This window comes from Vibrio genomosp. F6, assembly GCF_005146325.1.
Taxonomy (GTDB): domain Bacteria; phylum Pseudomonadota; class Gammaproteobacteria; order Enterobacterales; family Vibrionaceae; genus Vibrio; species Vibrio cortegadensis.
In genome coordinates, this window is sequence record NZ_SYUT01000024.1 from 273,966 (window position 1) to 298,996 (window position 25,031).

General features: G+C 42.3%; 21 protein-coding genes. 15 read left to right on the plus strand and 6 right to left on the minus strand.

Annotated features, from left to right (window positions below):
* The first annotated feature begins 31 nt into the window (after positions 1-31).
* The 3 genes from FCV43_RS10080 (at position 32) to FCV43_RS10090 (ending at position 3,276) form a co-directional block, all read left to right on the plus strand.
* Complete coding sequence (locus tag FCV43_RS10080) at positions 32-1,948, plus strand: methyl-accepting chemotaxis protein (protein WP_113798764.1); 1,917 nt, start codon at positions 32-34, stop codon at positions 1,946-1,948.
* A gap of 216 nt (positions 1,949-2,164) precedes the next feature.
* Positions 2,165-2,365, plus strand: a complete 201-nt coding sequence (locus FCV43_RS10085) for a hypothetical protein (RefSeq protein ID WP_017051643.1) — start codon at positions 2,165-2,167, stop codon at positions 2,363-2,365.
* 236 nt (positions 2,366-2,601) lie between these two features.
* Positions 2,602-3,276, plus strand: coding sequence for a LuxR C-terminal-related transcriptional regulator (locus FCV43_RS10090; RefSeq protein ID WP_017051644.1), 675 nt, complete (start codon positions 2,602-2,604; stop codon positions 3,274-3,276).
* Positions 3,277-3,330: 54 nt separating this feature from the next.
* On the opposite strand, the gene FCV43_RS10095 is transcribed toward FCV43_RS10090, so the two are convergent.
* A complete protein-coding gene (locus FCV43_RS10095; RefSeq protein WP_170961637.1) occupies positions 3,331-4,047 on the minus strand; it encodes a response regulator transcription factor in 717 nt (238 codons plus the stop codon).
* A 279-nt stretch (positions 4,048-4,326) separates the two neighbouring features.
* Between FCV43_RS10095 and FCV43_RS10100 the strand changes: the two genes are divergently transcribed.
* The 6 genes from FCV43_RS10100 (at position 4,327) to FCV43_RS10125 (ending at position 10,282) form a co-directional block, all read left to right on the plus strand.
* A complete protein-coding gene (locus FCV43_RS10100) occupies positions 4,327-4,830 on the plus strand; it encodes a hypothetical protein (RefSeq protein WP_240697149.1) in 504 nt (167 codons plus the stop codon).
* A gap of 84 nt (positions 4,831-4,914) precedes the next feature.
* Positions 4,915-5,403 (plus strand): hypothetical protein, encoded by a 489-nt coding sequence (locus FCV43_RS10105; protein WP_017051647.1) that lies wholly within the window; start codon positions 4,915-4,917, stop codon positions 5,401-5,403.
* 67 nt (positions 5,404-5,470) lie between these two features.
* Complete coding sequence (locus FCV43_RS10110) at positions 5,471-6,181, plus strand: fimbrial biogenesis chaperone (RefSeq protein WP_136995086.1); 711 nt, start codon at positions 5,471-5,473, stop codon at positions 6,179-6,181.
* Positions 6,182-6,184: 3 nt separating this feature from the next.
* Positions 6,185-6,874: a fimbrial biogenesis chaperone gene (locus tag FCV43_RS10115; protein ID WP_136995087.1), complete on the plus strand. Its 690-nt coding sequence runs from the start codon at positions 6,185-6,187 to the stop codon at positions 6,872-6,874.
* Positions 6,875-6,915: 41 nt separating this feature from the next.
* Positions 6,916-9,378, plus strand: a complete 2,463-nt coding sequence (locus FCV43_RS10120) for a fimbria/pilus outer membrane usher protein (RefSeq protein ID WP_240697152.1) — start codon at positions 6,916-6,918, stop codon at positions 9,376-9,378.
* Positions 9,368-10,282: a hypothetical protein gene (locus FCV43_RS10125; RefSeq protein WP_136995089.1), complete on the plus strand. Its 915-nt coding sequence runs from the start codon at positions 9,368-9,370 to the stop codon at positions 10,280-10,282. The genes FCV43_RS10120 and FCV43_RS10125 overlap by 11 nt, the downstream gene beginning before the upstream one ends.
* A 109-nt stretch (positions 10,283-10,391) precedes the next feature.
* Here FCV43_RS10125 and malK read toward each other — a convergent pair whose 3' ends face one another.
* The gene (gene malK / locus FCV43_RS10130) at positions 10,392-11,510 is read right to left on the minus strand and encodes a maltose/maltodextrin ABC transporter ATP-binding protein MalK (RefSeq protein WP_017051652.1); all 1,119 of its coding nucleotides are present in this window, start codon (positions 11,508-11,510) and stop codon (positions 10,392-10,394) included.
* 666 nt (positions 11,511-12,176) lie between these two features.
* Between malK and malE the strand changes: the two genes are divergently transcribed.
* From malE to malG, 3 genes are all read left to right on the plus strand, one after another.
* Positions 12,177-13,358, plus strand: a complete 1,182-nt coding sequence (gene malE, locus FCV43_RS10135; protein ID WP_017051653.1) for a maltose/maltodextrin ABC transporter substrate-binding protein MalE — start codon at positions 12,177-12,179, stop codon at positions 13,356-13,358.
* An 85-nt stretch (positions 13,359-13,443) separates the two neighbouring features.
* A complete protein-coding gene (gene malF, locus FCV43_RS10140) occupies positions 13,444-15,015 on the plus strand; it encodes a maltose ABC transporter permease MalF (protein WP_136995090.1) in 1,572 nt (523 codons plus the stop codon).
* 11 nt (positions 15,016-15,026) lie between these two features.
* A complete protein-coding gene (gene malG / locus FCV43_RS10145) occupies positions 15,027-15,917 on the plus strand; it encodes a maltose ABC transporter permease MalG (protein ID WP_017051655.1) in 891 nt (296 codons plus the stop codon).
* A gap of 327 nt (positions 15,918-16,244) precedes the next feature.
* On the opposite strand, the gene FCV43_RS10150 is transcribed toward malG, so the two are convergent.
* Entirely contained in the window at positions 16,245-16,490 is a 246-nt protein-coding gene (locus FCV43_RS10150) for a hypothetical protein (RefSeq protein ID WP_029203259.1), read from the minus strand.
* Positions 16,491-16,667: 177 nt separating this feature from the next.
* Positions 16,668-17,153 (minus strand): acyl-CoA thioesterase, encoded by a 486-nt coding sequence (locus FCV43_RS10155; RefSeq protein ID WP_017051657.1) that lies wholly within the window; start codon positions 17,151-17,153, stop codon positions 16,668-16,670.
* Between the two features lie 285 nt (positions 17,154-17,438).
* Between FCV43_RS10155 and sbcD the strand changes: the two genes are divergently transcribed.
* The 3 genes from sbcD to FCV43_RS10170 all read left to right on the plus strand — a co-directional run bounded on the left by sbcD (position 17,439) and on the right by FCV43_RS10170 (position 23,181).
* The gene (gene sbcD, locus FCV43_RS10160) at positions 17,439-18,671 is read left to right on the plus strand and encodes an exonuclease subunit SbcD (protein ID WP_136995091.1); all 1,233 of its coding nucleotides are present in this window, start codon (positions 17,439-17,441) and stop codon (positions 18,669-18,671) included.
* The gene (locus tag FCV43_RS10165) at positions 18,671-22,345 is read left to right on the plus strand and encodes an AAA family ATPase (protein ID WP_136995092.1); all 3,675 of its coding nucleotides are present in this window, start codon (positions 18,671-18,673) and stop codon (positions 22,343-22,345) included. Before sbcD ends, FCV43_RS10165 begins: the two co-directional genes overlap by 1 nt.
* A 254-nt stretch (positions 22,346-22,599) precedes the next feature.
* Complete coding sequence (locus tag FCV43_RS10170; protein WP_136995093.1) at positions 22,600-23,181, plus strand: acyl-homoserine-lactone synthase; 582 nt, start codon at positions 22,600-22,602, stop codon at positions 23,179-23,181.
* A gap of 133 nt (positions 23,182-23,314) precedes the next feature.
* Here the strand turns inward: FCV43_RS10170 and FCV43_RS10175 are convergent, their stop codons facing one another.
* Both FCV43_RS10175 and FCV43_RS10180 read right to left on the minus strand, forming a co-directional pair.
* Complete coding sequence (locus FCV43_RS10175) at positions 23,315-24,037, minus strand: autoinducer binding domain-containing protein (RefSeq protein ID WP_017051661.1); 723 nt, start codon at positions 24,035-24,037, stop codon at positions 23,315-23,317.
* A gap of 153 nt (positions 24,038-24,190) precedes the next feature.
* A complete protein-coding gene (locus tag FCV43_RS10180; RefSeq protein ID WP_017051662.1) occupies positions 24,191-24,952 on the minus strand; it encodes a DeoR/GlpR family transcriptional regulator in 762 nt (253 codons plus the stop codon).
* Between the last annotated feature and the right edge of the window lie 79 nt (positions 24,953-25,031).

Below are 25,031 nucleotides of genomic sequence, written 5' to 3' on the forward strand. Positions count from 1 at the left end.
GTGATTAATCCCCCAACAGAAGGGCATAATGATGTTCAAATTGAGCTCCATGAGTATCAAACAAAAAGTTGTTTTAGGCATGACATTTGCCGTACTTGCTTCCACTGTCATTGTCGGTGTTATGGCTCAGCGCCAAGCCCGTGAAGTTCTTACCCATCGTTTAATTGATATTGAATTACCAGCCATGTTGGAGAAGGTTAATTCTGAGATCGACCAAGAAGTATCAACCCTACTTTTTGCTGCTGAACAAACCGCTAATAACGAATTCATCAAAGAGGCTGTCTCATCAACCGATCGCGATCCAAGTACCGAAGCGATGCTGGTTAAGCAGCTGAATAATATCCGTAGCCAATATAAACTAAACGATGCGTCGGTGGCTAACCGCCAAACTGCTTATTATTGGAATCAAGGTGGCTTTTTGCGCCAATTGAACCAACAGCAAGATGGTTGGTTCTTTGGATTTACTCAATCTGGACAGCAAACAATGGTGAGCATGTTCCAAGAGGCGAGTGGCGAAGTGAAAATGTTTGCCAATTTCCAACAGGTCAATGGCACAACAATGTCTGGGCTATCGAAATCGATGGACGATATGGTGCGTCTACTTAATGGCTTCAAAATTGAATCGACAGGTTTTGTTTTCTTAACGGATTCAAAAGGTGCGGTTCAAATTCATCGTCAATCAGACAAAAGCCAGTCTAATTTAAATTCACTGTATGGCTCTGCATCCAATCAGTTACTGAATAAATCAGGCTTTAATTTGATTACGACGGAATACAATGGACAAGATGTGTTTATCGCAAGTAACTACGTACCTTCAATGGATTGGTTCGTGGTTGGCGTAGTACCAGTTGATGAAGTCTTTGCTGATTTGAATGCCACAGCACAAAAAATGCTGATGACGACCATTATTGTGGCGCTTATTTTCATTGCGATGGGTGTTCTACTCGCAAATAGCATCGCAAGCCCAATCAAACTGATATCGGAACGCTTCACTGATTTAGGCAAAGGTGATGGCGATCTGTCGCAAAGAATTGAAGTGAAAGGCAATGATGAAATCGCCCAGTTATCTCAAGGCTTTAATGGTTTTATAGAGAAAATTCACGAGTCGATGAAAGAGGTCGCTTCAACCAGTCGAGCATTGCAGTCTGCTTCTGAAGGCGTCTCGAATAAAGCACACATCACTCGTGATAACAGCCACGAGCAGCGTGATCAAACCATTCAAGTTGTTGCTGCTGTCAACCAGATGGGTGCGACGATCAGTGAAATCGCGTCTAATGCGGCGACGGCGGCAGAAACCGCGAACCATGCATCAGACAATACAGAGATGGGGCGTAGCGTTGTCACTCAAGCGAAAGATGCGATCAGCCGTTTGGCGGCCGATATTGAGAACACGGGCTTAGTGGTACAGCAATTAGCATCAACTACTCAAGATATCGGTTCTATTCTTGACGTTATTCGTGGGATCTCTGAACAGACTAACTTGTTGGCACTCAATGCGGCGATTGAAGCGGCACGTGCTGGTGAGCAAGGTCGTGGCTTTGCGGTGGTCGCGGATGAAGTGCGCAACTTAGCGAGTAGAACGGCTGATTCAACTGAAGAAATTCAGAAGATGATCAACCAACTGCAAAGCGATGCGAAAGATGCGGTTTCAGCGATGGAAGCAGGTAAAGCCATTACGTTAGAAGGTGTATCTTCGTCTGATGAAGCCGTTGGTGTATTGGTGACGATTTCAGAGCGAATTATTGATATTTCAGATAGAAACACTCAAGTTGCCACCGCAACAGAAGAGCAGTCAACGGTAGTACACACCATTAATCAGAATATCGAAGAGATTAACGCGATTAACGAAGTGACGACTGGGACGGCGGAGCAATTAGCCGAAGCGAGCCAAGAACTGCGTGAATTATCCGCTCGTCTAGATAATATGGTCGGTAGCTTTAAGCTATAAGTGATTTATAACCTTATTAAATTTTAGGTTATGAGTGGTAGAGGTGCGTAGGTCGCAGTGCCGCGCACTGTCACTCAATAAGACTCGATCAAATTTGTCACGAGTCATGTTGATTACAGTGATCAGTCGGTTTGGTTTAGAAAAACTATTATGTTCTAGAAACTAAAACTATAAATAGGTAAAATTCAAATCAGATATGATGATTAGGTAAGTAAAATGAGCGATTTTGAAAAAGAACTGGCTGAGTTTTCACAGCAAGCGAGTAACGAGCCAGAAGTAAAACTACCTTCTCTAGAAGAGCAAAAAGCGGTAGTTGCTGAACTAAAGAGATTGGAAGCGGAAGGTAAACTTACACCAGAAGTGCTAGAGCAGCATTTTGGTAAATTTCAGTCTGATAACGATGCACCGATTCACTAGTAAAGCGATTAAGTTATTCAATTTAAAGGCACCTTATTGGTGCCTTTTTTATTTGCACTATTTCGTGATAGAAATAATTACGCTGTCTTCTTAAATATAAGAATTATTAATCAAGCGTATGAAAGCGAAGTATATTCTTTATGACTTTTGTCTAGGTTGGCTATTACAAAACTTGACGATTTGAAAGAGTTAACCACATTATTAACTGCAAAAGACGTTGGCTATTGGAGTAAATTATGGAAAAGCACTCAAAAGTTAAAGGCTCAGCATTTTTTATTGCTGAAAACAGTTTACAGTCTGGGTTACTCAAAGACTCACTAGAAGAGAAACTAAATTTAGCGTTTAGGCTTGTTACAATAAGCAATCTGTTTGATATAAATCATAATGAAATATCAGAACCAGATTTTATGATTATTGATGTTTCTTCGTTGTCTGAGCAAGATATTATTCACTACTTTCAAGTTCGTAATGCTAAATTTCCTAATTGCTATGAAGTTTTGATTAATTGCAAAGATGAAATTGAATATAGAGAGCTAATCAAATGGAAAAATCTTGTGGGTGTTTTTTATACGAATGATACGTTAGAACTGTTAATTCAAGGTATTACGAAAGTTTTAGACGGTGAGATGTGGTTTAGTCGTAAATTAGCACATGAATATATTCGTTTCTACCGAGAAAGAGAATGTTCTAATACCAGTTCTAGCTATTCACTCCTTACAAACCGTGAGCAACAAATCATTAAACTATTGGGTAACGGTGCCTCAAATTCAGAAATTGCTGAAAGCTTATTTGTGAGTGAAAACACGGTTAAGACTCATCTACATAATGTGTTCAAGAAGATTAATGTGAAGAATCGTTTACAAGCACTTATTTGGGTCAAAGAGAATGTGGGCTCAGAAGAGTTTGTATGATAGATAAGAAAAAGGTACCTCATTGAAACTAGGTACCCGTTTACTGAATTCGATTTAACTGGTTAGTGTTAAGGTGGGTGGTGTTGTCTGATTTGGCATACCTGAACTGCTGGCCTGTTGTTTTTTGTTGTCTTGATTTTGTTGGCGTGCAAACCGGATAGCCTCTTTACGGCAGTTTACATTTATCTTTTTGTAGAGCTTGTAGATGTGTGTTTTGACGGTGCTTTCAGCAACAAAAAGTTCATTGGCGATTTGTAAATTAGATTGTCCACAAACCAACCTATCTAAGATCTGTTGCTCCCTTTTTGTGAGTTCACCTATGCTATTTTTAGTCGATGGGGCATAGGGTCTACAGCGTGTTAGCATCTGCGCCATTAGGTTGCGTGGTAGCCATAGATCGCCTTTAGCGACAACCTCAACGCAACGTGTGAGATGATCCACAGGCGCGTCTTCATATAAAATCCCTTTCAGACAGCACCATGAGACAATGGTGTCGCAGAGTAGATCGACAGGCACGTCATAAATGACAAGATTAAAATCAAAGGTAGTTGCTGAAAGCAAATCAGTGTAAAGCCCATCTTTTATATAGTGGTAACTCATTAAAATAACAGAAATATTTTCAACCGAATAAGGTTGAGAAAACTGTTTATCTGTTTTCTGCTGTATTACAAATTTATTAGATTTTTCTAACTCACGTTGGATTAATCGAGAATGTATATTTGTACGACTTAGTAATAATATTTTATTTTTTTCTAGTACTTTCCCTTCCATAGTAAACCTCAGCTGACACATATTAACGTTGGACTAATAACATAACTAACAGTTAGTTAGGTATAGCAGTTCTTTATAATTTGAGTTGTATCTAAAATGATACACTCATTAATATACATTTACTTATTCTCTATATTGTTGATAAGTATTAGTATTTACGTCCTATTTTTTCCTACAACTTATCTACTACTTTTTATTTTCTTCATGCTTGTTTAATACTCACAGGTTTTTTTTGAGCATTATAGTTACTTACAAGTTAACGGAACGAAGGGATGACTCATGAATAATATAATGAAAAGTATTCATGCTTTTTTATTATTTATAGCAGCATTATCTTTTTCCAGTTTGGCAACTCAAGGAAGTCAATTATCTGTTTCTATTTCAGGGCATATCGAAAGTTATTGTGAGATCGATTTTACTGATGGCGTGAAAATGGACTTTTCAAACGAAGCTCAGAAAGTGCTTCCTTTTGATATTCAATGTAACCAAGCGTTAAGTATGTCGGTTTACTCTCGGAATGGTGGTTTGCAGTTATTGAAAAGTAAACAGGAGATTCTAACCCCTTATGAAGTCAATATTGACATTACATCACTGGGGTTGAGCCAAACACTATTAAGCCGAGAAATATCGTCACCAAGAATTATTAACAGTTCAAATGTTATTCCATTCAACACTGATGGTGTGATGCGAGTGACGTTGGAAGAAAACCTGCTTTATGCGGGGTACTACGAAGATGTCATTGAGATTGATGTATTTCCGTCAATCCATGGCAGTGGAAAGTAAATCATCTGCTAGTTGCAGAGTGTGGCTCCAGTTTGGAACAGGGCCATGACAAGTACGTCTTAAACTATATAAAGGAATCTATTCATGAAAAAGCTAACAATATGTGCAGTTGCGGTATCGGGTCTATTTGCCGCTCAAGCGAACGCTGGTGATGTTCAATTAGTTGGGTTTGTTGCCCCAGTATGTGAAGTTTCTGGGCTATATACGCAGTTACTCGATTTTGGACAAGTCTCTAGTATCCAGTCTGTCTCAACTGACCTATCCATCCAATGTAATGATGCTGATGGGGCAACCGTAACACTGACGAGTGCCGAAGGTGGTCTTGAGTCTGATGATAAAGAAGACTATGCCATCGGTTATACCGCGACATTATCACCAGATAGTCATGCGGATCTCGTATTGACGACATTAGGCGGCCCTGGCGCGAATGATGTAAGTGCAAGTATGTCTTACTCTGGTTCGCTTGCTTTAGCTGGTGGTGTTCCTACTAGCTTGTCTGTAACGACTAATGAAACCATGGGTTGGTCTGGTGGTTACTCAGATACGCTTACCGTTCAAGTAACAGCGAACTAAAGAATAATAAAAACAAAAGATGGGAGGATAGTAATTGTCCTCCCATCTATTTTTGAGGGGTATAGAGATGAACACGTTTAGAAGGCTCTCTTTAATCTGTGTATGTTTAATCAGCTTTTCAGCCTTTGCTTATAAGGTTCAGCCGATGGTGGCTGAAATGGCACCGATTGGCAAAGGTTCCCAAATGTCGATGCGAATTGATAATACGAGTAATCAACCGCTAACGGTGGAGCTATTCCCACTGTCCATGGTGATGGATGAATTTGGTAATGAAACCACTTCGCCCGCTGAAGATGACCTGTTGGTGATTCCAGTTACTGCGATTATTCAACCAGGACGATCGCAATCGGTGATGGTGCGCTACTTAGGTGAGCCTTCAATTACTCAATCAAAAACCTATCGAATTTCGGTTAAACAAGTACAAGTTAAGAATGCAGAGAAAGATGCAGCAAGCTTAGGTATTCTTCTACAATTCAATACCTTGCTTAATGTTAGGCCTAAAAATACATACTCAGAGTTAAGTGTTCAGAATATAGAAAAGAAAGATGGGAAATGGATGATTGAGGTCGCCAATGATGGAGAAAGTTATGGTCGGTTAACGAATACTAATTGGACCGTTTCAGATCAAAGTCACTCTGTATTTCTTAAAGGTACCGACGTGAGCCAAAGAATTGCTGGGACTTTGGTGCTACCGAAATCTAAACGTATTTTTGTTATGGATCCACTGGATGGGTTTGACGCTAATTCACTCTCAATTGAGATTGTAGACACGGAGTGAACCATGATAACTCGTCGCATGCTCTTAATGGTGGTTGCCGTGTTGTTGAGCGGCGCAGAGGCTCAAGCTGTTATTATTTCCCCCACGGTTTTGGAAATCGATAGTCAATCAAGTGGGCAGTCTCAAGTTATCGTCTCCAATAACACCACTCAAATAACCCCCATCGAGGCCAGTTTGCGCCGTTTAGTATTTCAAGGCGGTGGTGAATTTGTCGCACAGGACGTGATAGACAGTCAGTTGATGGTATTCCCACCTGCGGCAATGATAAAACCTGGCCAATCTCAAGTATTTCGTTTGCAGTGGATTGGTGACGATAGCTCGGCTCAATCGGAGAGCTATTTCCTTCGTTTTAGCCAACCCTCTTTGGGGGCTACTCAGGGAAGCAAATCTGGGATTGCGGTTCAAATTCACTACAACGCCATTATTCATGTGTTCTCTCCAGATCAAGCTCCCAACGTTGAAATGCAAGTGACCAACAGTGGCGAGGCTGTGGTTAAGAATAGTGGTAATCGTTACACCTATTTAAGCTTAACCAAGTTTCTGCCCGCGGAAGAAAGTGCGACCGAATTTGGGCTTACCCGCGTTGAGATGATGACATCGCTAGGCGAGCATTTTCTTCCACCATTTAGCTCTATTGAATTGCCTTCGAATTCATTGCTGAAACCTGGTGTTTATCAAGGAGTCCAACAATGAAAATACACCAAGGATGGTTTCTAAGTTTTATTGTCTGTGTCATGTTCAGTTTTACAGCGGTCGTTGAAGCAACGCAGGAAACTATTCAAGAAATACAACAACCGAAAATAAACCCTACCGGTCGAGATATTGAGCTGATCTCCCTGCTAAAAATCAGTGATAGCGTCGTCGGTGAGGCCGAAGTGACGATCACCGCAGACGATGTGATCTTACTTCCCAAAGAGAGCACTCTTGCCTTGCTTATCCCTTTAATTACTGAGGACGCAATGGAAGTGTTAGAGGCAAGCAACCAGACTGAAAAGCTGTCGCAAGAGGATTTTCGTCGCGCAGGCTTAGATTTAAATTTTGACTTTTCGACACTAGAGTGTGTGGTGACGGTTCCTGCGCAATATCGACGGACTCAACAACTGTCTGCCGCTTCTTCCCCCTCATTTGGTCAAAATTATCTGTCACCAGCATGGATCAGTGGGTATTTGAATGTCTCTCTGTCGGGGACTCAGTCTCAGACGGTTGAGGATATCTCCGAAAATATCACAAGCTTTAATCACCGCTTTGAATCGGCATTAAACATAGGATCGGCGAACTTTGAGTATGAGTCTGCTTATGACGATGTTGAAGGGGACTCAGCCTACGTTCGGCGTGGGACTCGAATGAATCTTGATTTCCCATCTCAAGGCACGCGTTTGGTTGTGGGGGATATGTTCAACTCTGGAAAAAACTTGCAAGATGGCACGGATATTTTAGGTCTTGGTCTTACTCGTGATTTTACGTTGATACCAACCAGAAATGTGCGCCCAAAAGCCACTCAAACCTTTACATTACAGCGAACTTCAAATGTGGATGTGGTGGTAGACGGTGCGATTGTTCAGAGGCTTACATTGAATGCTGGTAGCTATAGTTTGAGTGATATCCCATTGGCGCAAGGCACGAACGATGTCGAATTGGTGATTACGGACTCTAGCGGTCAAGAGGAACGTATTCAATTCTCTGTGGCGACGGGGAATGACCTATTAGACAGCGGAGAGTTTGAGTATAGCGTTATGCTCGGGGTACCAAGTGAAACGGTAGCGAATGAGATCGATTATTTAACGGATCAACAGCTTATTCATGGTTATTTAGATGTGGGTGTCGCGCCTTGGCTAACTCTTGGTGTTAATGGCCAAGTGAGAGAAAAACTCTATCAATATGGCGTATCCAGCTTGCTGGCGAGTGATATTGGTGTGACGGAGTTTATTGTATCCCAGAGTCATCATCCTACGTTAGGTGATGGGCATGCGGTTCGTGTTGCTTACGATGCAGAGTTTTCTGATGAACTCGATTTTAACCCTCAGTTTAGTGTTATTTATGACTATCAATCGGAAAATTTTGCGGGTGTAAATGATGATATGGCTGCCACCCTGCCCCTGAACTCGGTCGAGCATTATGTGTCACTGTTTAGCTCTATGGATGTTACCCCTAGGTTGCGAACGGCTCTTTCTGGGACGTATAGCTCAGGAAGAGAAGATGCCGATAATTTTTGGTCATTAAGTCCCAGTTTCTCAGGCCCATTTTTTAGCACACCTGCTACTTGGAGTGCTCGCTTTAATTACCGTAATTACCAATATAGTGATGACGAGTACAATACGACCCTAACGCTCAGTTGGCCTTTGAGTAGAGCAACACGGGTGGTTGGTCGTTATCAGAGTGATAAGGATTTCGGCTCCCTTGATATGAGTTATAAGAAAGGAATTGGGAACACGGGAGGGATTTCTGCCTTTGCTACGCTGGAAACCGAAAGAGAGACAGACTCAAACATTGACGCGGGCGTGAATTATACCGCTAACCAATTTCAAGTGATTGCTGATCATACCACGCGCTATCAAGATCTCAGTGAAGACAAACGAAACCATAATACTCGACTTGAGATCTCCAGTGCGATTGCGTTCGCAGGTACTTCTGTCGCGGTTGGACGTAAGGTTGGCGAGGCCTTTGCCGTGGTTAAGAAACACCAAAGCTTAGCTGAGAATGAGATTGCGATTGACCCTGAACGAAACACTGATTATGCCCGCGTATTTAGCGTTTCCGATCATAATATGTTGGTTTCAGATCTCGTAGCTTATACCCCACAGTTGATTGGGTACGATGTGGAGGATTTACCTCCTGGTTATGATCTTGGGGATGGGGCATTCTCTATTTATCCAGGATACAAAAGAGGTTATCAGCTAGAAATAGGTTCAGATGCGGTACTCACCATACTGGGGAACCTATTTGATGCGCAGACTAAAGAGCCCATTTCCTTAATTTCAGGTGTGGCTCTGTACCTTGGCGATGAATCTAGCGGTGAGAGTAACAAAAGCAAGCCACTTGAGTTTTTTACCAATCGTACAGGGCGGTTTGCTATTTCCGGAATGCGTCCAGGAGCTTATCGATTGGAACTGAACATGAAACCAAAACGGTCGCTTGAGCTGGTGATCTCAGAAGATGGTGGTGTATTGATTCGAGTAGGAGATCTCTATGTTGAATAACCCTATTATTAGCGTGATGGGCTTGGCGCTTAGCGTGATGACAGGCTCTGCAAATGGCACGACAATGACTCATAGTTCTGGGGCGAATGAAGCGTGCGCCGCAAGCTTGATCAGCTTAGATCCTGTTTCCGCTCAGTCGACTTATGATGTTTTTTCTACTGCGACATCACCCTTGGTAAAAGGGTACCAAGTGAGAGCGGATGTTATGGGGCAAAACTGTTCCATTGTTGTGGAGATCGATGTCGACGACGGCTCGACAGTATTACGAGGAAGTTCTCAGCAAGCGCTTCGCTTTGAGTGGGCCGGTGGTAATGGATACCAAAAAGGAGGGCGCTGGTTTGTCACTTTAACGGATGCGACACCAAATGTGCAATTTCAGTTGAGGTTTCCTTCAGAGCAGTGGGCGACTGCGGGACAATTTAATGGCCAAATGACAGCTTCGATACAGCCGAATAATTCAAATGAGCCCATTTCAGAAGAAGAGGTTTTCCTAGAAGCAGAAGTCGATGTTTTACCCAGTGCGAAAATTCAATTTTATGGATTATCTCAGCGGCATTACGATTTGGACTTAGGGAAATTAGACTCGCATAAAGTTATTCAATCTGCGCCTAATTTATGGGTTCAAAGTACGGGTGAGTATGCCATTTCGATTGAATCAGAAAACCGTGGATACCTTCGTCATGAATCATTGAATACTCAATGGGATGTGGCTTACGATTTTTTGATCAATAATCAGGAAATATCGTTGGTGAATACAAGTAAACAGTGGCGATCTAGCCATGCTACTCAAGGGAAAGCATTACCAATGGCGTTTGTTATTGGAGATATAAGTCAAAGGCCCGGAGGCGATTATAGCGATATATTGCATATTACGATTGAGCCTGAATTGTCTCAAACACCGTAGTAAAAGATAAAAGATAAAAGATAAAAGATAAAAGATAGAAGATAGAAGAAAAAAATCCCTCTAACTTGCGTTGGAGGGATTGTTTATTGGGTTTGCTCAGTGGATTGGCTTAGTCTCTTACTACACCATGCTCATCGAACATACGGCGACAAGCGCGGCCATCACTGTGGAATAGGTGACAACGGTGCGCAGGGATACCAATCGCCAGTTTGTCACCAGGTTCAACTGTTAGAGTATCTGGTTGGCGGTAAATAACATCAGCATCCGCACCTTCAAGGTTTAGGTAAACTTGAGTTTCGTTACCCAGTTTCTCAACAATCATCACTTCACCTTCGATAGTCGCATCACCGGTTTCAGACGAAACCAAGTGCTCCGGACGAACACCTAAAGACATGCGGTCACCAACATTAACCGTTGTACCATCAACAGGAATCCAGAAAGTGAAACCATTTGAAAGTTGAACTTTTACTTGCTCAGATTCAGCTTCTACAATCATCACGCTCATGAAGTTCATTTTTGGCGAGCCGATGAAACCTGCAACAAAACGATTTTCAGGGTAGTGGTAAAGTTCCAGTGGGCGACCCACTTGAGAAACATAGCCGCCATCAAGAACAACAATTTTATCAGCCATTGTCATCGCTTCTACCTGATCGTGTGTAACGTAGATCATAGTACAACCAAGTTGACGTTGAAGCTTAGTGATTTGCGAACGCATTTGAACACGTAGCGCAGCATCTAAGTTAGACAGAGGCTCATCAAGTAGGAATAGGTTTGGTTGTGAAACAAGAGTACGACCAATGGCAACACGTTGACGTTGGCCACCAGAAAGCGCTTTTGGTTGACGGTCAAGTAGGTGACCTAATTGAAGAATTTCAGCCGCGTGCTCAACACGTTTGTCGATCTCTTTTTTGTCAGCTTTCGCTAATTTTAAGCCAAATGACATGTTGTCATATAAGTTTAAGTGAGGGTATAGAGCGTAAGATTGGAATACCATACCAACGCCACGTTTGGATGGCTCTACATCGTTCATGCGCTCGTCGCCAATGTATAAGTCACCTGACGTAATATCTTCTAAGCCAGCGATGCAACGTAAAAGTGTTGATTTACCACAGCCCGATGGGCCAACGAAGATAACAAATTCGCCTTCCTTGACATGCAGATCAACATTTTTAGAAATTAGTACGTCGCCATACGCTTTACAAACATTTTTTAACGTGACACTCGCCATTTAGCTCGTCCTCGAACAATATCAAATTTTTTATAAATCACTGCCTATCATTATATGAGTTTTCTTGCAGGCAATGACAGTAGGAATTGGTAAGTTTTAGAGAAAGAGAGTAAGAAAAAATGGGTGGTGTCTACGAAATGCGTAGAAATGCACCACCCATCAAAGCCAAGAACAAGTTTGTATCCCCCGACACCAATGAAATGCCTCCCCCGTGAGTAATAACTACCACTTGCAATTCAATTGGTGACAACAAACTAGTCCGGCAATGTAAACCAGTACTCTAGAAAAGGTAATACTGGAAAAGGGTTCTTACTATCCACTCTTGGATGACTAAAGTTTCTATTATTTGTCTTCTAGCGTCATCCTCCCATAGAAATATTTTAGAGGGGGAGTAGGAGGGGAGGAGCAAGAAAAGAGGAAATAAGGCGTAGTTGGATCAACTTCAAAAAAAATAGGCTGCAAAGAGTGAAATTGGTCACATAAAGATTCTTTTTTGTGATTGGCGTCTCTAACCTTAATCGATGGTGATCACGAAAATGCGCCATAATACCAAGGGCGTAGCCAGTAGGATGATGAGTAAATTATGATTTTCTTCGATGATATACATGAAATAACGGCTCATCCTCTGTGGTGACCCTACTCAAAAAAAATAAAAAGGATATGAACATGAAAAAAGCCCTAAGCACTGTTGCGCTAAGCACTCTTGTCGCTCTAGGTTCTTTTGGTGCACATGCTGCCATCGAAGAAGGACAACTTACCATTTGGATTAATGGTGATAAAGGTTATAACGGACTTGCAGAAGTAGGTAAACAGTTTGAAGCAGACACTGGCGTTAAAGTGACAGTGGCTCACCCAGACGGTCTTGAAGCTCGTTTCCCACAAGTTGCAGCGACTGGCGATGGTCCTGATATTATCTTTTGGGCTCACGACCGTTTCGGTGGTTATGCAGAAGCGGGTCTACTTGCAGAAATCAAACCTTCTAAAGAGATCAAAGAAGGCGTTGTTGATTTTGCATGGGATGCAGTTCAATTTGACGGCAAGTTAATTGGTTACCCAATTGCTGTTGAATCTCTATCTCTAATCTACAACAAAGACTTAGTACCTAACCCACCTAAAACATGGGAAGAAGTTGAAGCTTTAAATACTAAACTTCAAAAAGACGGTAAGTCTGCAATCATGTGGAACCTAAAAGAACCTTACTTCACATGGCCTCTAATGGCTGCTGATGGCGGTTACGCGTTCAAATACACTTCTGAAGGTTACGACATTAAAGACGCTGGTATCAACAAGCCAGGCGTTAAAGAGTCTATGAACTTCATTAAGAGCCTAATTGAAAAAGGCGTGATCTCTGCAGATATGGATTACTCAGTATCTGAAGCGGCATTCAACAAAGGCAACACGGCAATGACAATTAACGGTCCTTGGTCGTGGGGCAACATTGAGAAGTCTGGCATCAACTACGGTGTGGCTACGCTTCCTAAATTTAAAGGTAAAGCATCTAAACCATTCGTTGGCGTACTAACGGCGGGTATCAGCACTGCTTCACCAAACCAAGATCTAGCGGTTGAGTTCCTAGAGAACTACCTAATGACTAATGAAGGTCTACGTAAAGTAAACAATGATAAGCCACTAGGTGCTGTTGCGCTTAACTCGTTCCAACGTGAACTTGATAGCGATGCACGTATTGCTGCAACAATGGACAACGCAATGAACGGCGAAATTATGCCAAACATCCCACAAATGAATGCATTCTGGGGTGCTGCGAAAAACACTATCGTGAACGTTGTTGATGGTCGTCAAACTGTAGATGCAGCTCTTGCTGATGCAGAAAAGCAAATGGTTAAATAATTTCGGTTTTTCATAAACCTTTTTAAGGAGGGGGTAACCTCTCCTTACTTTTCAATTTTTTTATATATCGCTAGCAGGTTCTTCTATGCAGTCAGTTCAAGGTACAGATGCTGTGTCAGCACCACCAAGCCTACCAACAAGCAAAAATGTATTTATAAAATGGGCGCTTCTTGGCTCCGTTGGTATTATTAATGGCTATGCAACCATCCTAATGTATTCTCGCGGTGAGCTCGCATTTGCGATGCTTACGGTGATTTTAACCACTCTAGCGCTTTACATTTTCGGTAGTAAAAAGACATACGCGCACCGTTACATTTACCCTGGTATTGCAGGGATGATTCTTTTCATTCTTTTCCCTCTTGCATACACAGTCGGTCTTGCATTCACTAACTACAGTGCCAAAAACCAATTATCGCTTGAGCGAACTCAATCGGTTCTTTTAGATAGAACTTACCAAAGTGGCGAAAGTTTCCCTTTCACCCTTTATAAAACAGATAATGGGCACCGCCTATCTATTGATACCGGTGATCAAATCTTAGCAACGAAAGAGTTTGTACTTGAAGGCTTTACAGGTACGAATCTGGATCTTGCTCCAGTACCGTCGGTTTCTGGTAAGAAAGAGTCAATTAAGACGATCATCAAAAGTCGACCTATTCTAGGTGCGATTGATCTTCATACGCCTTCTGGTCAAGCAATTCGAATGAGTGGTCTGCGTAAATTCGCTGCTGTTAATTCGTTATATACAATGCAAGCCGATGGCGAAACATTGATTAACAACGAATCCGGCGAAACGCTTAAACCAAACATGGAAGTGGGCTACTACCAGCCAATTTCAGATACTGGTGAATTCATTGGTAGCACTGTTTCTCCAGGTTTTGTGGTTCAAATTGGTACTCATAACTTTGAGCGTGTATGGACTGATGACGGCATCAAAGAACCTTTCATCAACATCTTTATATGGACAGTGGTCTTCTCGGCAGTCAGTGTCGGCTTAACGCTTGTTATCGGTTTGATTCTAGCAAGTGTTGTGCAATGGGAAGAGTTAAAGGGTCGTGCTATTTACCGCGTACTTCTTATCCTTCCATATGCGGTACCAGCGTTCATTTCAATCCTGATCTTTAAAGGTTTGTTCAACCAAAGCTTTGGTGAAATTAACATGGTACTAGAGAGCATGTTTGGCTTTAGTCCAAACTGGTTCTCAGACCCTGTCATGGCTCGTGTCATGGTATTGATTGTTAACACATGGCTTGGTTTCCCTTACATGATGATTCTATGTATGGGCCTATTGAAAGCGATTCCAGAAGATTTATATGAAGCATCTGCCATTGATGGTGCTGGTCCGCTGATGAACTTTAAACGCATTACTGTGCCGCTAATGATTAAACCATTAACGCCACTTCTAATCGCAAGTTTTGCCTTTAACTTTAATAACTTTGTAATGATTCAGCTATTAACGAACGGCGGTCCAAACATGATTGGCACCTCTGAGCCGGCTGGTTACACAGACTTACTAGTGAGCTACACCTACCGTATCGCATTTGAAGGCGGCGGCGGTCAAGACTTTGGTTTGGCAAGTGCAATTGCAACGCTAATCTTCCTACTTGTTGGTGGCCTAGCACTACTCAACCTTCGTTTCACTAAGCTATCTCAGGATTAAGGAGCAATATAATGGCAATGGTACAAGGTCAATCACTTAAATACCGTGTATGGGCGACCCATATTGCGCTTTGGATATTCCTATCAATGATTATCTTCCCGTTATTGATGGTTATCGCGATTTCATTCCGTGAAGGTAACTTTGCGACAGGTAGCTTGATTCCAGAAAACCCATCATTGGAGCACTGGAAACTAGCGTTAGGCATTGCAGTCACCAATGCAGATGGCACAGTAACACCGCCTCCATTCCCAGTATTAACATGGTTATGGAACTCAGTGAAAGTCGCGGGTATTACTTCTATCTTAGTGGTGTCGCTGTCAACAACGTCAGCATATGCATTTGCTCGTATGCGCTTTAAAGGTAAAGACACCATCTTGAAAGCGATGATGATTTTCCAAATGTTCCCTGCTGTACTAGCGTTAGTTGCGCTATATGCACTGTTTGATAAATTGGGTCAGTACATTCCTTTCTTAGGGTTGAATACGCATGGCGGTCTGATTTTCTCTTACCTTGGTGGTATTGCACTGCATGTTTGGACAATTAAAGGTTACTTTGAGTCGATTGATAACTCGTTAGAAGAAGCGGCTGCTCTGGATGGCGCAAGCCCATGGCAAGCATTCCGTTTGGTTCTGCTTCCACTGTCAGTGCCAATTCTTGCGGTAGTGTTTATTCTGTCATTTATCGGTGTGGTAGGTGAAGTTCCTGTAGCGTCACTACTACTTTCTGATGTAAACTCTTATACATTAGCAGTAGGTATGCAGCAATACTTGTACCCTCAGAACTATCTTTGGGGCGACTTTGCGGCAGCAGCAGTGTTGTCAGCATTACCAATTACCGCAGTGTTCTTACTTGCACAACGTTGGCTTGTTGGTGGCCTGACAGCTGGTGGCGTGAAAGGTTAAGAACAGTTCGAATAATAATAGAGCGATCTTTAGATCGCTCATTTATCGATACTTCTATTACACTTTTGGTTTGGCCGCTGATCAGTAGTAGAAGACGAACACTGGCGTTACGCATAGCTGGCTGTTAGTGAGGTTCCTTACGCCGTTTACACTAACAGTTTTGTAACTCAAGCCTAAGCATCTGCTTAGGCTTTTTTGTATCGGTAACATGCCGTATTCGTTAGCCGTTGAGTATAGAGATTTTACGGTGTCTCAAAAGTGAGTGACTGAACGAGTGCGTGAGACCTCAAATAATAAACTGCAACCGTTCACGTTATTACATAAAACTTAGAGTTCGCGATTAGAAGGGGCGTAGCCTAAATATTGCAGTAACACGTAAATGCTTTCTTGCTTTAATGCGACTTTTCGAAAGAGGTTTGCAAACGTATTATCCCCACCGAAACAGGTCTGAATGTAATGGTCAATTTCCTCATTCGGATAACCTTCAACATACATGGTTCTTACCCACTGATATTCAACGGCACTGGTGTCGATAATGGTCGATTCACTAAGAGTGGGTTTATGTATGCCCAATTTTCATTCCGCCTGAAGATAAATAACTTTAGTTACAGCGAATTAGAACAAATCAAGATGAAAGAAAAATGACAAATCAGTAAGAATTGTTGGATTAAAAAGGCGTTGGAGCAAGGTTTACCACCGCAGAAAATAGAAAGCGGTGGATTTAGAGGGAAATGTTGTCTTAAATTGCGATTACTTGAGTAGCTTTACATGCGCTTCCATCTCTTCACCAATCTGTTTACGCATATTCATCAGTTTGATTGCGGATTCTCGTAACATAATATCTTCCTCTGTTACTGGAACCCACTCCGGGATCTTGGTTGGTTTTCCGTTTTCATCGACCGCAACCATAATCACAATGCAGTGCGTTGTCAGGCGTTTATCTAAATCTTTTGGATCACTGGCCTGCACATCAATCGCAATATGCATAGATGAAGAGCCGGTATAAATAACCTTCGCGCTGACCTCAACTAAATTGCCCACATGAATCGGCGCGACGAAACGGATACCACCAGCATAAGCGGTAATACAATATTTACCACTCCAACCTGCTGAACACGCATAGGCAGCTAAATCGATCCATTTCATGGCGGCACCACCATGTACTTTGCCCCCAAAGTTTACATCGCTAGGCTCTGCTAAAAAACGTAACGTAACATCTCGTTGACCACCACTCATTAGCCATCCTCACTTGAGCTATTTGCATTTAAACAATTTGCATTTAAGTAATTTGTATTTGAACTACTTGTGAATTGATAGTACGCGATATATCAACGCAACAAAAGTGTAAAGTTAATGCAACAAACAATGGCTTGGCAGGCCATAGCTTCGCTTTAATACGCAAATACAGATAATTAGATGAGTTGTGCTTTTATCTGGCCATCTAAGTTGGCACAATCATGCCATCTCCGCTCTAGTTTCATGACGATAACAGAGCTTTTTTATATTGGGATCTTTCTCGCTATGCGCATTCTTCATACTTCCGATTGGCATTTAGGGCAAAACTTTTTCACTAAGAGCCGTAAACAGGAACATCAACAGTTCATTGCTTGGTTATTACAATTAGTTCAAAGCCAAAATATTGATGCCATCATTATTGCTGGTGACGTGTTTGATACGGGTTCGCCTCCTAGTTATGCCCGAGAAATGTACAATCAGTTCGTGGTGGATCTCAGTCAGTTGAATTGTCAGTTGGTGGTTCTTGGTGGCAATCATGATTCCGTCTCAACCTTGAATGAATCCAAGCAATTATTAGCGTGCTTAAATACCCATGTTATCGCCAATACCAGTGATAACTTGTCTGAACAATTGATTGAATTGAAAGATGAGCATCAACAAGTTGGCGCTCTGTTATGTGCCGTCCCTTTTGTGCGGGCGCGAGATGTTGTTGTCAGCCAATCTGGAGCGAGCGGGACGGATAAACAGAAAGCATTGGGTCAGGCGATAGAATCACATTACCACCAACTCTTTGAGTACGCGGTTGAGCAACGATCAGCAAAACAGCTCGATGTTCCAATCATTACTACGGGCCACTTAACCGCCCTTGGTGTTACAACAAGTGACTCGGTTCGCGATATCTACATCGGAACCCTTGATGGCTTTGATGCTAAAGGTTTTCCGCCAGCCGATTACATTGCGCTTGGTCATATCCATCGCCCTCAACTCGTGGCTAAAAAAGAGCATATTCGTTACAGCGGATCGCCTATTCCTCTTAGCTTTGATGAACTGAAGTCTCAAAAACAGGTGGTTATAGTTGAATTTGACACTAGCCGCAATGCACTGGTCTCAACGGTTGAAGTACCCATGTTTCAAGCCATGGCGATGCTAAAAGGCAATCTCGTAGAAATTGAAACCCAATTGGATGACCTTGCGAACACTGCCGAGAATGCCAGCATGTGGATCTCTATCGAAGTGAAAGAGCAAGATTATCTCTCTGATCTACAAGCACGAGTACAAAGCATGGTTGAAGGTAAGCCTTTTGAAGTGCTGCAACTACGTCGAGCTCGTGGTCCAAAACAGGCGAGTTTAACCCAAGAGAAGAGTGAAACCTTAGCTGAACTCACGCCTTTTGATGTGTTTGGTAAACGAATTGAACTAGAGACGTTTGAAGGGGAAGAGGAGCAAGCAAGGTTGGTTCGAATGAAAGATAAATTCCGTCAAATTGTCTCCGAAGTAGAACATAAGGAGGCAGACTAATGAGAATCTTAAGTTTACGTTTTTGTAACCTCAACTCCCTTAAAGGTGAATGGAAGATCGATTTTACTCAGTCCCCATTTGTCGATAATGGCCTGTTCGCGATAACGGGGCCAACGGGTGCAGGAAAAACCACACTCTTAGATGCTATCTGTTTAGGCTTGTACCACAGCACTCCGAGGTTAGGAGCGTTATCGACATCGAACAATGAGGTCATGACTCGCGGCACTGCGGAATGTTTTTCAGAAGTAGAGTTTGAAGTAAAAGGCGTAGCTTACCGTTCGTTTTGGAGTATGCGTCGTTCACGCGGAAAAGCGGATGGTAACTTACAAGCCGCGCAAGTGGAGCTTTCTGAAGTTGAAAGTGGCAAAGTTCTGGCTAATCAGATTAAGAAAAAAACAGAGCTGGTAGAAACTATTACGGGGCTCGACTTCGCTCGATTCACAAAATCTATGATGCTATCTCAAGGTCAATTTGCCGCCTTCCTAAATGCTAAAGAGTCAGAAAGAGCTGAGCTATTAGAAGAGCTAACGGGAACTGAAATTTACGGACTGATATCAGAAAAAGTCCATGAACATTTCAGTACTGCCAAGCAAGAACTGGCTGAGTTAGAGTCACGAGCTCAAGGCGTACAGCTTCTGACTGAAGAACAGAAGAGCGAACTCCAGAAGTCACAGAGTCAGGTTCAAGCTTCAGTCACTCAAGCTCGTTTGCAAGTGGAAAACTGGCTAGCGCATAGAGCCTGGTGGGAGCAAGTTGAGAAAGAGAAAATCAATCTGACTAACGCAGAACTTGAGTTGAAGGGGGCAGAAAACGATAAGGTAGCAGCGCAGGCTGAATTGTTACGTTTGGCTCAAAGTGAACCAGCAGAAAAATTGCGAACGCCATTTACTCTTCTCCAAGACGCTCAATCGCAACAGAGCAAAATTGAGTTGCAACTTACGACCAAGCAGCTGCAATTAGAGCAGATCAATCAACAGAAAACGCTTGCTGAAAATAGACTCAATACGGTGAAAGCGAAACACGAAGAACTTCGATCTGCACATAAAACGCAAGAAAAACTGCTTAATGATCAAGTGATCCCTTTGGATAATCAACTGGCGACGTTGGCATCCCAACTCAGCAAGCTTGCAGAAGAGAAGGCGAAGTTAGAGCAGCAGTTGCAACACTTAACTCAAGGATCCACAGTATTAAACCAGCAGTTGATGGATTGTCAGAGCGCGTTAGAAGTGACAGCGCAGTACCAAGCGCAACATCAAAGTGATCGTGACGTAGCAGAGCAGCTCACTGGATGGAAGCAGCAACATAAGCAGTGGCAAGAGACAGAGAAACAAAAGCTGGAACAAGCGGCGCAAGAAGGAAAATTCGCAGCTGCGATTGCTTCAGAACAGGAAATTCTAGAGGGTAGCACAAAGGCTCAGTTGCAAGCCGATCTCGAATTGAAGCAGGCGAGTGAGCATCATGCTGCCCTGAATCAACAGTGGACGGTATTACTTCAATCGAGTGATAAAACATCTTTAGAGCGTCATTTAAGTCAAATTAATGAAAAGCTAACATCTCGCCATACGTTGACCAATTTAAACAGCCAATGGCAGCAGTACAATAAAGAACGCAACGACAAGCAAGCTGATAATCAAACACTAGAGGCGAAGCAACAGCAGTTAAATTCGACTCGTGAACATCTAAGAGTGCAATATCAGACTAAGAAGCAGCTAATCACTTCTCTTGAGCAACAGGTGGGGCAAGAAGAACATTTAGCTTACTACCGTTCATTACTTAAGCCGAACATGGAGTGTGCGTTATGCGGTTCTGTTGAGCACCCGAATGTGGATTATGCAAATCCGGATCAAACGTCGGATTTATTAGAGCAAAAGCGGAGCGTCGTTGCCGAGTTTGAAAAAGTTGAACAGCAAGGGAAAGAGGTAGCCGTTGAATTAGACTCCATTGCTAGGCAACTGAAAGACAACCTTGAACGCCTAGCATGGCTTAGTACTCAGTTGGATAATGTTCAGCGAGAGTGGCGGAGCCAAACGGCACGTTTAGAGCTTGAGTTAGACATTACACAGCTGGATAAAGTCGCAGAGTTAGGTTCGGTGTTAGAGCAAGAGCATAAGCAGGTAACCCAGCAGCTTGAGCAGCTATCACAATTAGAAAAGCAGTGTCATCAGGCTAACCAAGCTCAGTTAAAAGCGGAGAACGAACAAAATCGCTGTGTTAGCCAAGTACAATTACACCAGCAACTTCTTGCAAATCATCAGCAAGCGCAGGCAGATGCGAATGAATCGTTACAGAGATTCGACGCGACATCAAAAGAGCAAATCGCAGTGCTGCTAGAGGCTATAGAAAGTTTAGGCTACCGCATTGATGATGTATCGAAAATGACGGATTGGTTTGTGAACAAAGAGCAAGACGTCAAATCTTGGCAGGAAAACCAAGATAAGAAGCTTGAGTTAGAAAAGCAGATCGGCGCTATTCAGATGGAGCTGAAACATGGACAGCAGCGCAGTGTTGAATTGACATCTGAAACTCAACAACTGGTCAAAAAATCTGAAGCGCTGACACAGGAGCAGAATGTCGCGACGAAGCAGAGGTATACCCTATTTAGTGACAAATCGGTCTCTCAAGAGCGCTCTAGTTTGCAGCGCCATCTTTCTGAATCTGAAAGTCTGCTTTCGCAACATTTGGCGACAAATAGTGACTTATCGCAGCGTTTTTCAACTATTAGTGGTGAGGTGAACTCTCTAGATGAGTCTCATAAATTGTCCGTTGTGAGTGTCGAGAGTAAGCAGAAAGAGTGGGAGGCATTATTGCAACAGAGCCCATTTTCAACTCAAGCAGATTTGGAAAAATCCTTGTTAAGTGAAGATGAAGTCAAGCGTTTGACTGATCTCAAAGTGGGGTTAACAGCGCGATTTGACGGTGCTGGGGCACTGGTGAAAGCTGCACGAGAGAGATTGGATACCTTACAGCGTCATGAGCAAGCTACACAATGGAGCGCGATTGAGCTTGCTGTAGTCTTAACTGAATGCGAAGTCACTCAACAACAAGTGGAACAGTTGACTAAGCGTGAAGGTGAAATCAGCAATGAACTGCATTCAGACGCGCTTCGACGAGAAGGACAACAATCACTATTTGAACAGATTGACGCTTATCGAAAGCAGTATGATGATATCCAGTATTTACATTCGCTTATTGGTTCGCAGAAAGGGGATAAATTCCGCAAATTTGCTCAAGGGTTAACGCTGGATAACTTAGTGTACCTTGCTAATAAGCAATTGGATCGTTTACATGGTCGATACTTACTTCAACGCAAAGAGAGTGACGGTTTAGAACTTGCTGTTCTGGATACCTGGCAAGGTGATTTATCACGAGACACCAAAACCCTTTCTGGAGGAGAGAGCTTCTTGGTGAGCTTGGCACTTGCGTTGGCGCTGTCTGATTTGGTGAGCCATAAAACCAGTATTGATTCCCTCTTCTTAGATGAAGGCTTTGGTACTTTGGATGCAGAAACGCTCGATATTGCCTTGGACGCTTTAGATAACCTGAACGCATCTGGCAAGATGATTGGGGTGATTAGTCATATTGAAGCGATGAAAGAGCGAATTCCTACTCAATTAAAAGTAACGAAAAAAAGTGGCTTAGGGGTAAGTGTTTTGGATAACCAGTATAGAAATTAATAGTTTGATAAATAAACCATTTATTTTAAACATAAAAAAACACCTAGCTAATGCTAGGTGTTTTTTTAAGCCGATTCGGTACTGTATTTTATTTTAAGGTGTACCTTTTAAAAGCCAACTGACAGTTAGTTATTCTATCAATTTACATTCGATTTTAGTCTAGATATTGAGAATGCGGTACTGTCCGATCGGACAGGTTTGTAGAATGAGATTATTGCGCATTGTTGTATTTCCACATACAAGGAGATACAACAATGACAATACAAATCCATTCACACAACCTCAATGCAATACCAAAGCATGATTACATCAACTTACTGAAATTGCGCTACAAAGTTTTTTCTGCCCGTTTACACTGGGATTTAGAAACCAGCGAAGAGATGGAAACAGACCAGTATGATGTTGAATTAGCTCACTATTTATACGCAATGGAAGACGAAGGTAGTATGGTGGGATGCTGGCGGATCTTACCGACCACAACGGACTATATGTTGAAGAACACCTTTCCCGAACTGTTGGGGGGGATCAGTGCGCCTGTTGATGAGAAGGTGTATGAATTAAGCCGTTTCGCGGTTGATAAAGACTTCTCGCGCAAAGTTGGAGGTGTGAGTAATATCACGCTGAAGATGTTCCAATCTCTTTATTACCATGCACAAGACAAACAGATTGATTCTTATGTCACGGTGACATCTGCAGGAGTAGAAAAGCTGATTAAACGTATGGGGATCCCTTGTTCTCGAATTGGCGACCAAAAGGTTCATATGTTGGGTGACACAAAATCGGTCGCTTTGCATATACCAATGAATAATCACTACCGGGAGAGTGTAGGCGCTTAAACGACGTGTGTTTAGTCATCTAGATAGGTGAATGAATCGTCACTTTAGTTAGGTGATAAAGAAACAAAGCATGAGCACAAGTGATTAATCGCTTTGTGCTCATTTTTAAGGATAGTGTTAACAGAGGATATTGTTAAAGTAGTGGGTTGATATAACCACCTAAAATGGCTTTAGTGATGGCTTGATATCGGTTGGTCGCATTAAGTTTTTTGCAGGCATTACTGATATGGAATTTCGTCGTACGTTCAGAGCAACCAATTATGGTCGCAATTTCCCAAGCACTTTTCCCTTCCGCCGCCCATGTTAGGCACTGGGTTTCTCTAGCAGTGAGAACCGCTCTTGGTGCTGCATCATTATGACACTTAGCGATGTTGTGGATGTTATTAGACAGAAGGGGAACAATAAGCTGCGATATTTCGATGCTACGGTTTTGCAGTGAGTAGGATTTTACATCCGATGTTGCAAAACTAATCATACCAAACTCACCTCGTAGTCCATGAACAGGGATGCTGAAGCCTTTTTTGAGCCCGTTGCAGCGAGCTTCTTCAAATATCTCGTCGCCGCTATTGGTCAGTTCTTTGATTCTATCCCACTGGATTGGCAAGAAGTTATGAATGCTGTATTTCACAATAGGATCAACGTGCATAAAACCAGATTGATCGTATTGTTCGCGCCAGGCAGGAGGATAGTTGTCAGTGAGTAAGGTTTCAGAGGTAGTCAGCGTTGGTTTTAAGGATAACCCAAATAAAAAATACTCATGATCAATGATGTTATTTAGATCAAATAACACACTTTCCAGTTTCTCATGACTTGAGATCTCTCGATTCTCTTCTATTAATCGAAGTATTTTCTTCATCAATAAATAAGACCTTGTGCCAAATATCAGAACTGATTAAATATAAATATATCAGTAATATACAGTATATGCACCTGTTCTGATAAAAAATCATTCCATATTGACACTCACTGGCTCTTACTTGGTGACATCGATGAAGCATTAAGTGGTGTACTAGACGACTTCAATAGTAACGGAGTTCTCTTTTGCAAAGGCATCGATCTCTTCAGGGGGAGGTGTGTCCGTAATGATGATATCGACATCAGCTATTGTGCCCAGTTTTACCATCGCATTTCGGCCAAATTTAGTATGGTCAACCCCTAGTAATACACAGCGGCTATTTTCGATAATAGCTCGTTTGACTCTAACTTCATGATAATCAAAATCAAGCAACGAACCATCGTGGTCGATGCCACTTATTCCTAAAATACCGAAATCTAAGCGGAATTGAGAGATAAAATCCAGTGTCGCTTCACCAGTCACACCACCATCAATATTTCTGACTTCACCACCGGCGAGAATGACTTTAAAGTCGGGCTTGGTCATAAGAATTGTCGCCACATTAATATTATTGGTGACGATCCTTAACTGTTCATGGTTCACTAAAAGTGCTCTAGCGATAGCTTCCGGCGTTGTACCAATATCAATAAATAGAGTGGCGCAGTTGGGGATATGTTTAACCAAAGCGGCAGCGACTTTCTCTTTTTCTGGCTGTAAGGAGACTTGCCTAGATTGATAAGATGAGTTTTCAGAGCTTGATGCTAGTGTTGCACCACCGTGATTACGTCGTAGCTTATTGTCATCTGCGAGCTCATTAAGGTCTCTACGGATTGTCTGAGGACTTACGTTGAATCGTTCGACTAAATCATCGGTACTAACAAAACCATGAGTCTGAACGAGTTCAATAATTTCTTGATGGCGTTTAACTGCTTTCACTAACCAACTTCCTTATTGCGAATATTCATTTTAGTGTACGCTGTGAAGGCGCAATTTCAATAACTTCGAACAAATTCAC

Excerpts from the sequence above, each read along its gene's own strand:
- FCV43_RS10080 (WP_113798764.1), top strand. The coding sequence starts at position 32 with ATGTTCAAATTGAGCTCCATGAGTATCAAACAAAAAGTTGTTTTAGGC.
- FCV43_RS10085 (WP_017051643.1), top strand. The coding sequence starts at position 2,165 with ATGAGCGATTTTGAAAAAGAACTGGCTGAGTTTTCACAGCAAGCGAGT.
- FCV43_RS10090 (WP_017051644.1), top strand. The coding sequence starts at position 2,602 with ATGGAAAAGCACTCAAAAGTTAAAGGCTCAGCATTTTTTATTGCTGAA.
- FCV43_RS10095 (WP_170961637.1), bottom strand. The coding sequence starts at position 4,047 with ATGGAAGGGAAAGTACTAGAAAAAAATAAAATATTATTACTAAGTCGT.
- FCV43_RS10100 (WP_240697149.1), top strand. The coding sequence starts at position 4,327 with ATGAATAATATAATGAAAAGTATTCATGCTTTTTTATTATTTATAGCA.
- FCV43_RS10105 (WP_017051647.1), top strand. The coding sequence starts at position 4,915 with ATGAAAAAGCTAACAATATGTGCAGTTGCGGTATCGGGTCTATTTGCC.
- FCV43_RS10110 (WP_136995086.1), top strand. The coding sequence starts at position 5,471 with ATGAACACGTTTAGAAGGCTCTCTTTAATCTGTGTATGTTTAATCAGC.
- FCV43_RS10115 (WP_136995087.1), top strand. The coding sequence starts at position 6,185 with ATGATAACTCGTCGCATGCTCTTAATGGTGGTTGCCGTGTTGTTGAGC.
- FCV43_RS10120 (WP_240697152.1), top strand. The coding sequence starts at position 6,916 with ATGTTCAGTTTTACAGCGGTCGTTGAAGCAACGCAGGAAACTATTCAA.
- FCV43_RS10125 (WP_136995089.1), top strand. The coding sequence starts at position 9,368 with ATGTTGAATAACCCTATTATTAGCGTGATGGGCTTGGCGCTTAGCGTG.
- malK (WP_017051652.1), bottom strand. The coding sequence starts at position 11,510 with ATGGCGAGTGTCACGTTAAAAAATGTTTGTAAAGCGTATGGCGACGTA.
- malE (WP_017051653.1), top strand. The coding sequence starts at position 12,177 with ATGAAAAAAGCCCTAAGCACTGTTGCGCTAAGCACTCTTGTCGCTCTA.
- malF (WP_136995090.1), top strand. The coding sequence starts at position 13,444 with ATGCAGTCAGTTCAAGGTACAGATGCTGTGTCAGCACCACCAAGCCTA.
- malG (WP_017051655.1), top strand. The coding sequence starts at position 15,027 with ATGGCAATGGTACAAGGTCAATCACTTAAATACCGTGTATGGGCGACC.
- FCV43_RS10155 (WP_017051657.1), bottom strand. The coding sequence starts at position 17,153 with ATGAGTGGTGGTCAACGAGATGTTACGTTACGTTTTTTAGCAGAGCCT.
- sbcD (WP_136995091.1), top strand. The coding sequence starts at position 17,439 with ATGCGCATTCTTCATACTTCCGATTGGCATTTAGGGCAAAACTTTTTC.
- FCV43_RS10165 (WP_136995092.1), top strand. The coding sequence starts at position 18,671 with ATGAGAATCTTAAGTTTACGTTTTTGTAACCTCAACTCCCTTAAAGGT.
- FCV43_RS10170 (WP_136995093.1), top strand. The coding sequence starts at position 22,600 with ATGACAATACAAATCCATTCACACAACCTCAATGCAATACCAAAGCAT.
- FCV43_RS10175 (WP_017051661.1), bottom strand. The coding sequence starts at position 24,037 with ATGAAGAAAATACTTCGATTAATAGAAGAGAATCGAGAGATCTCAAGT.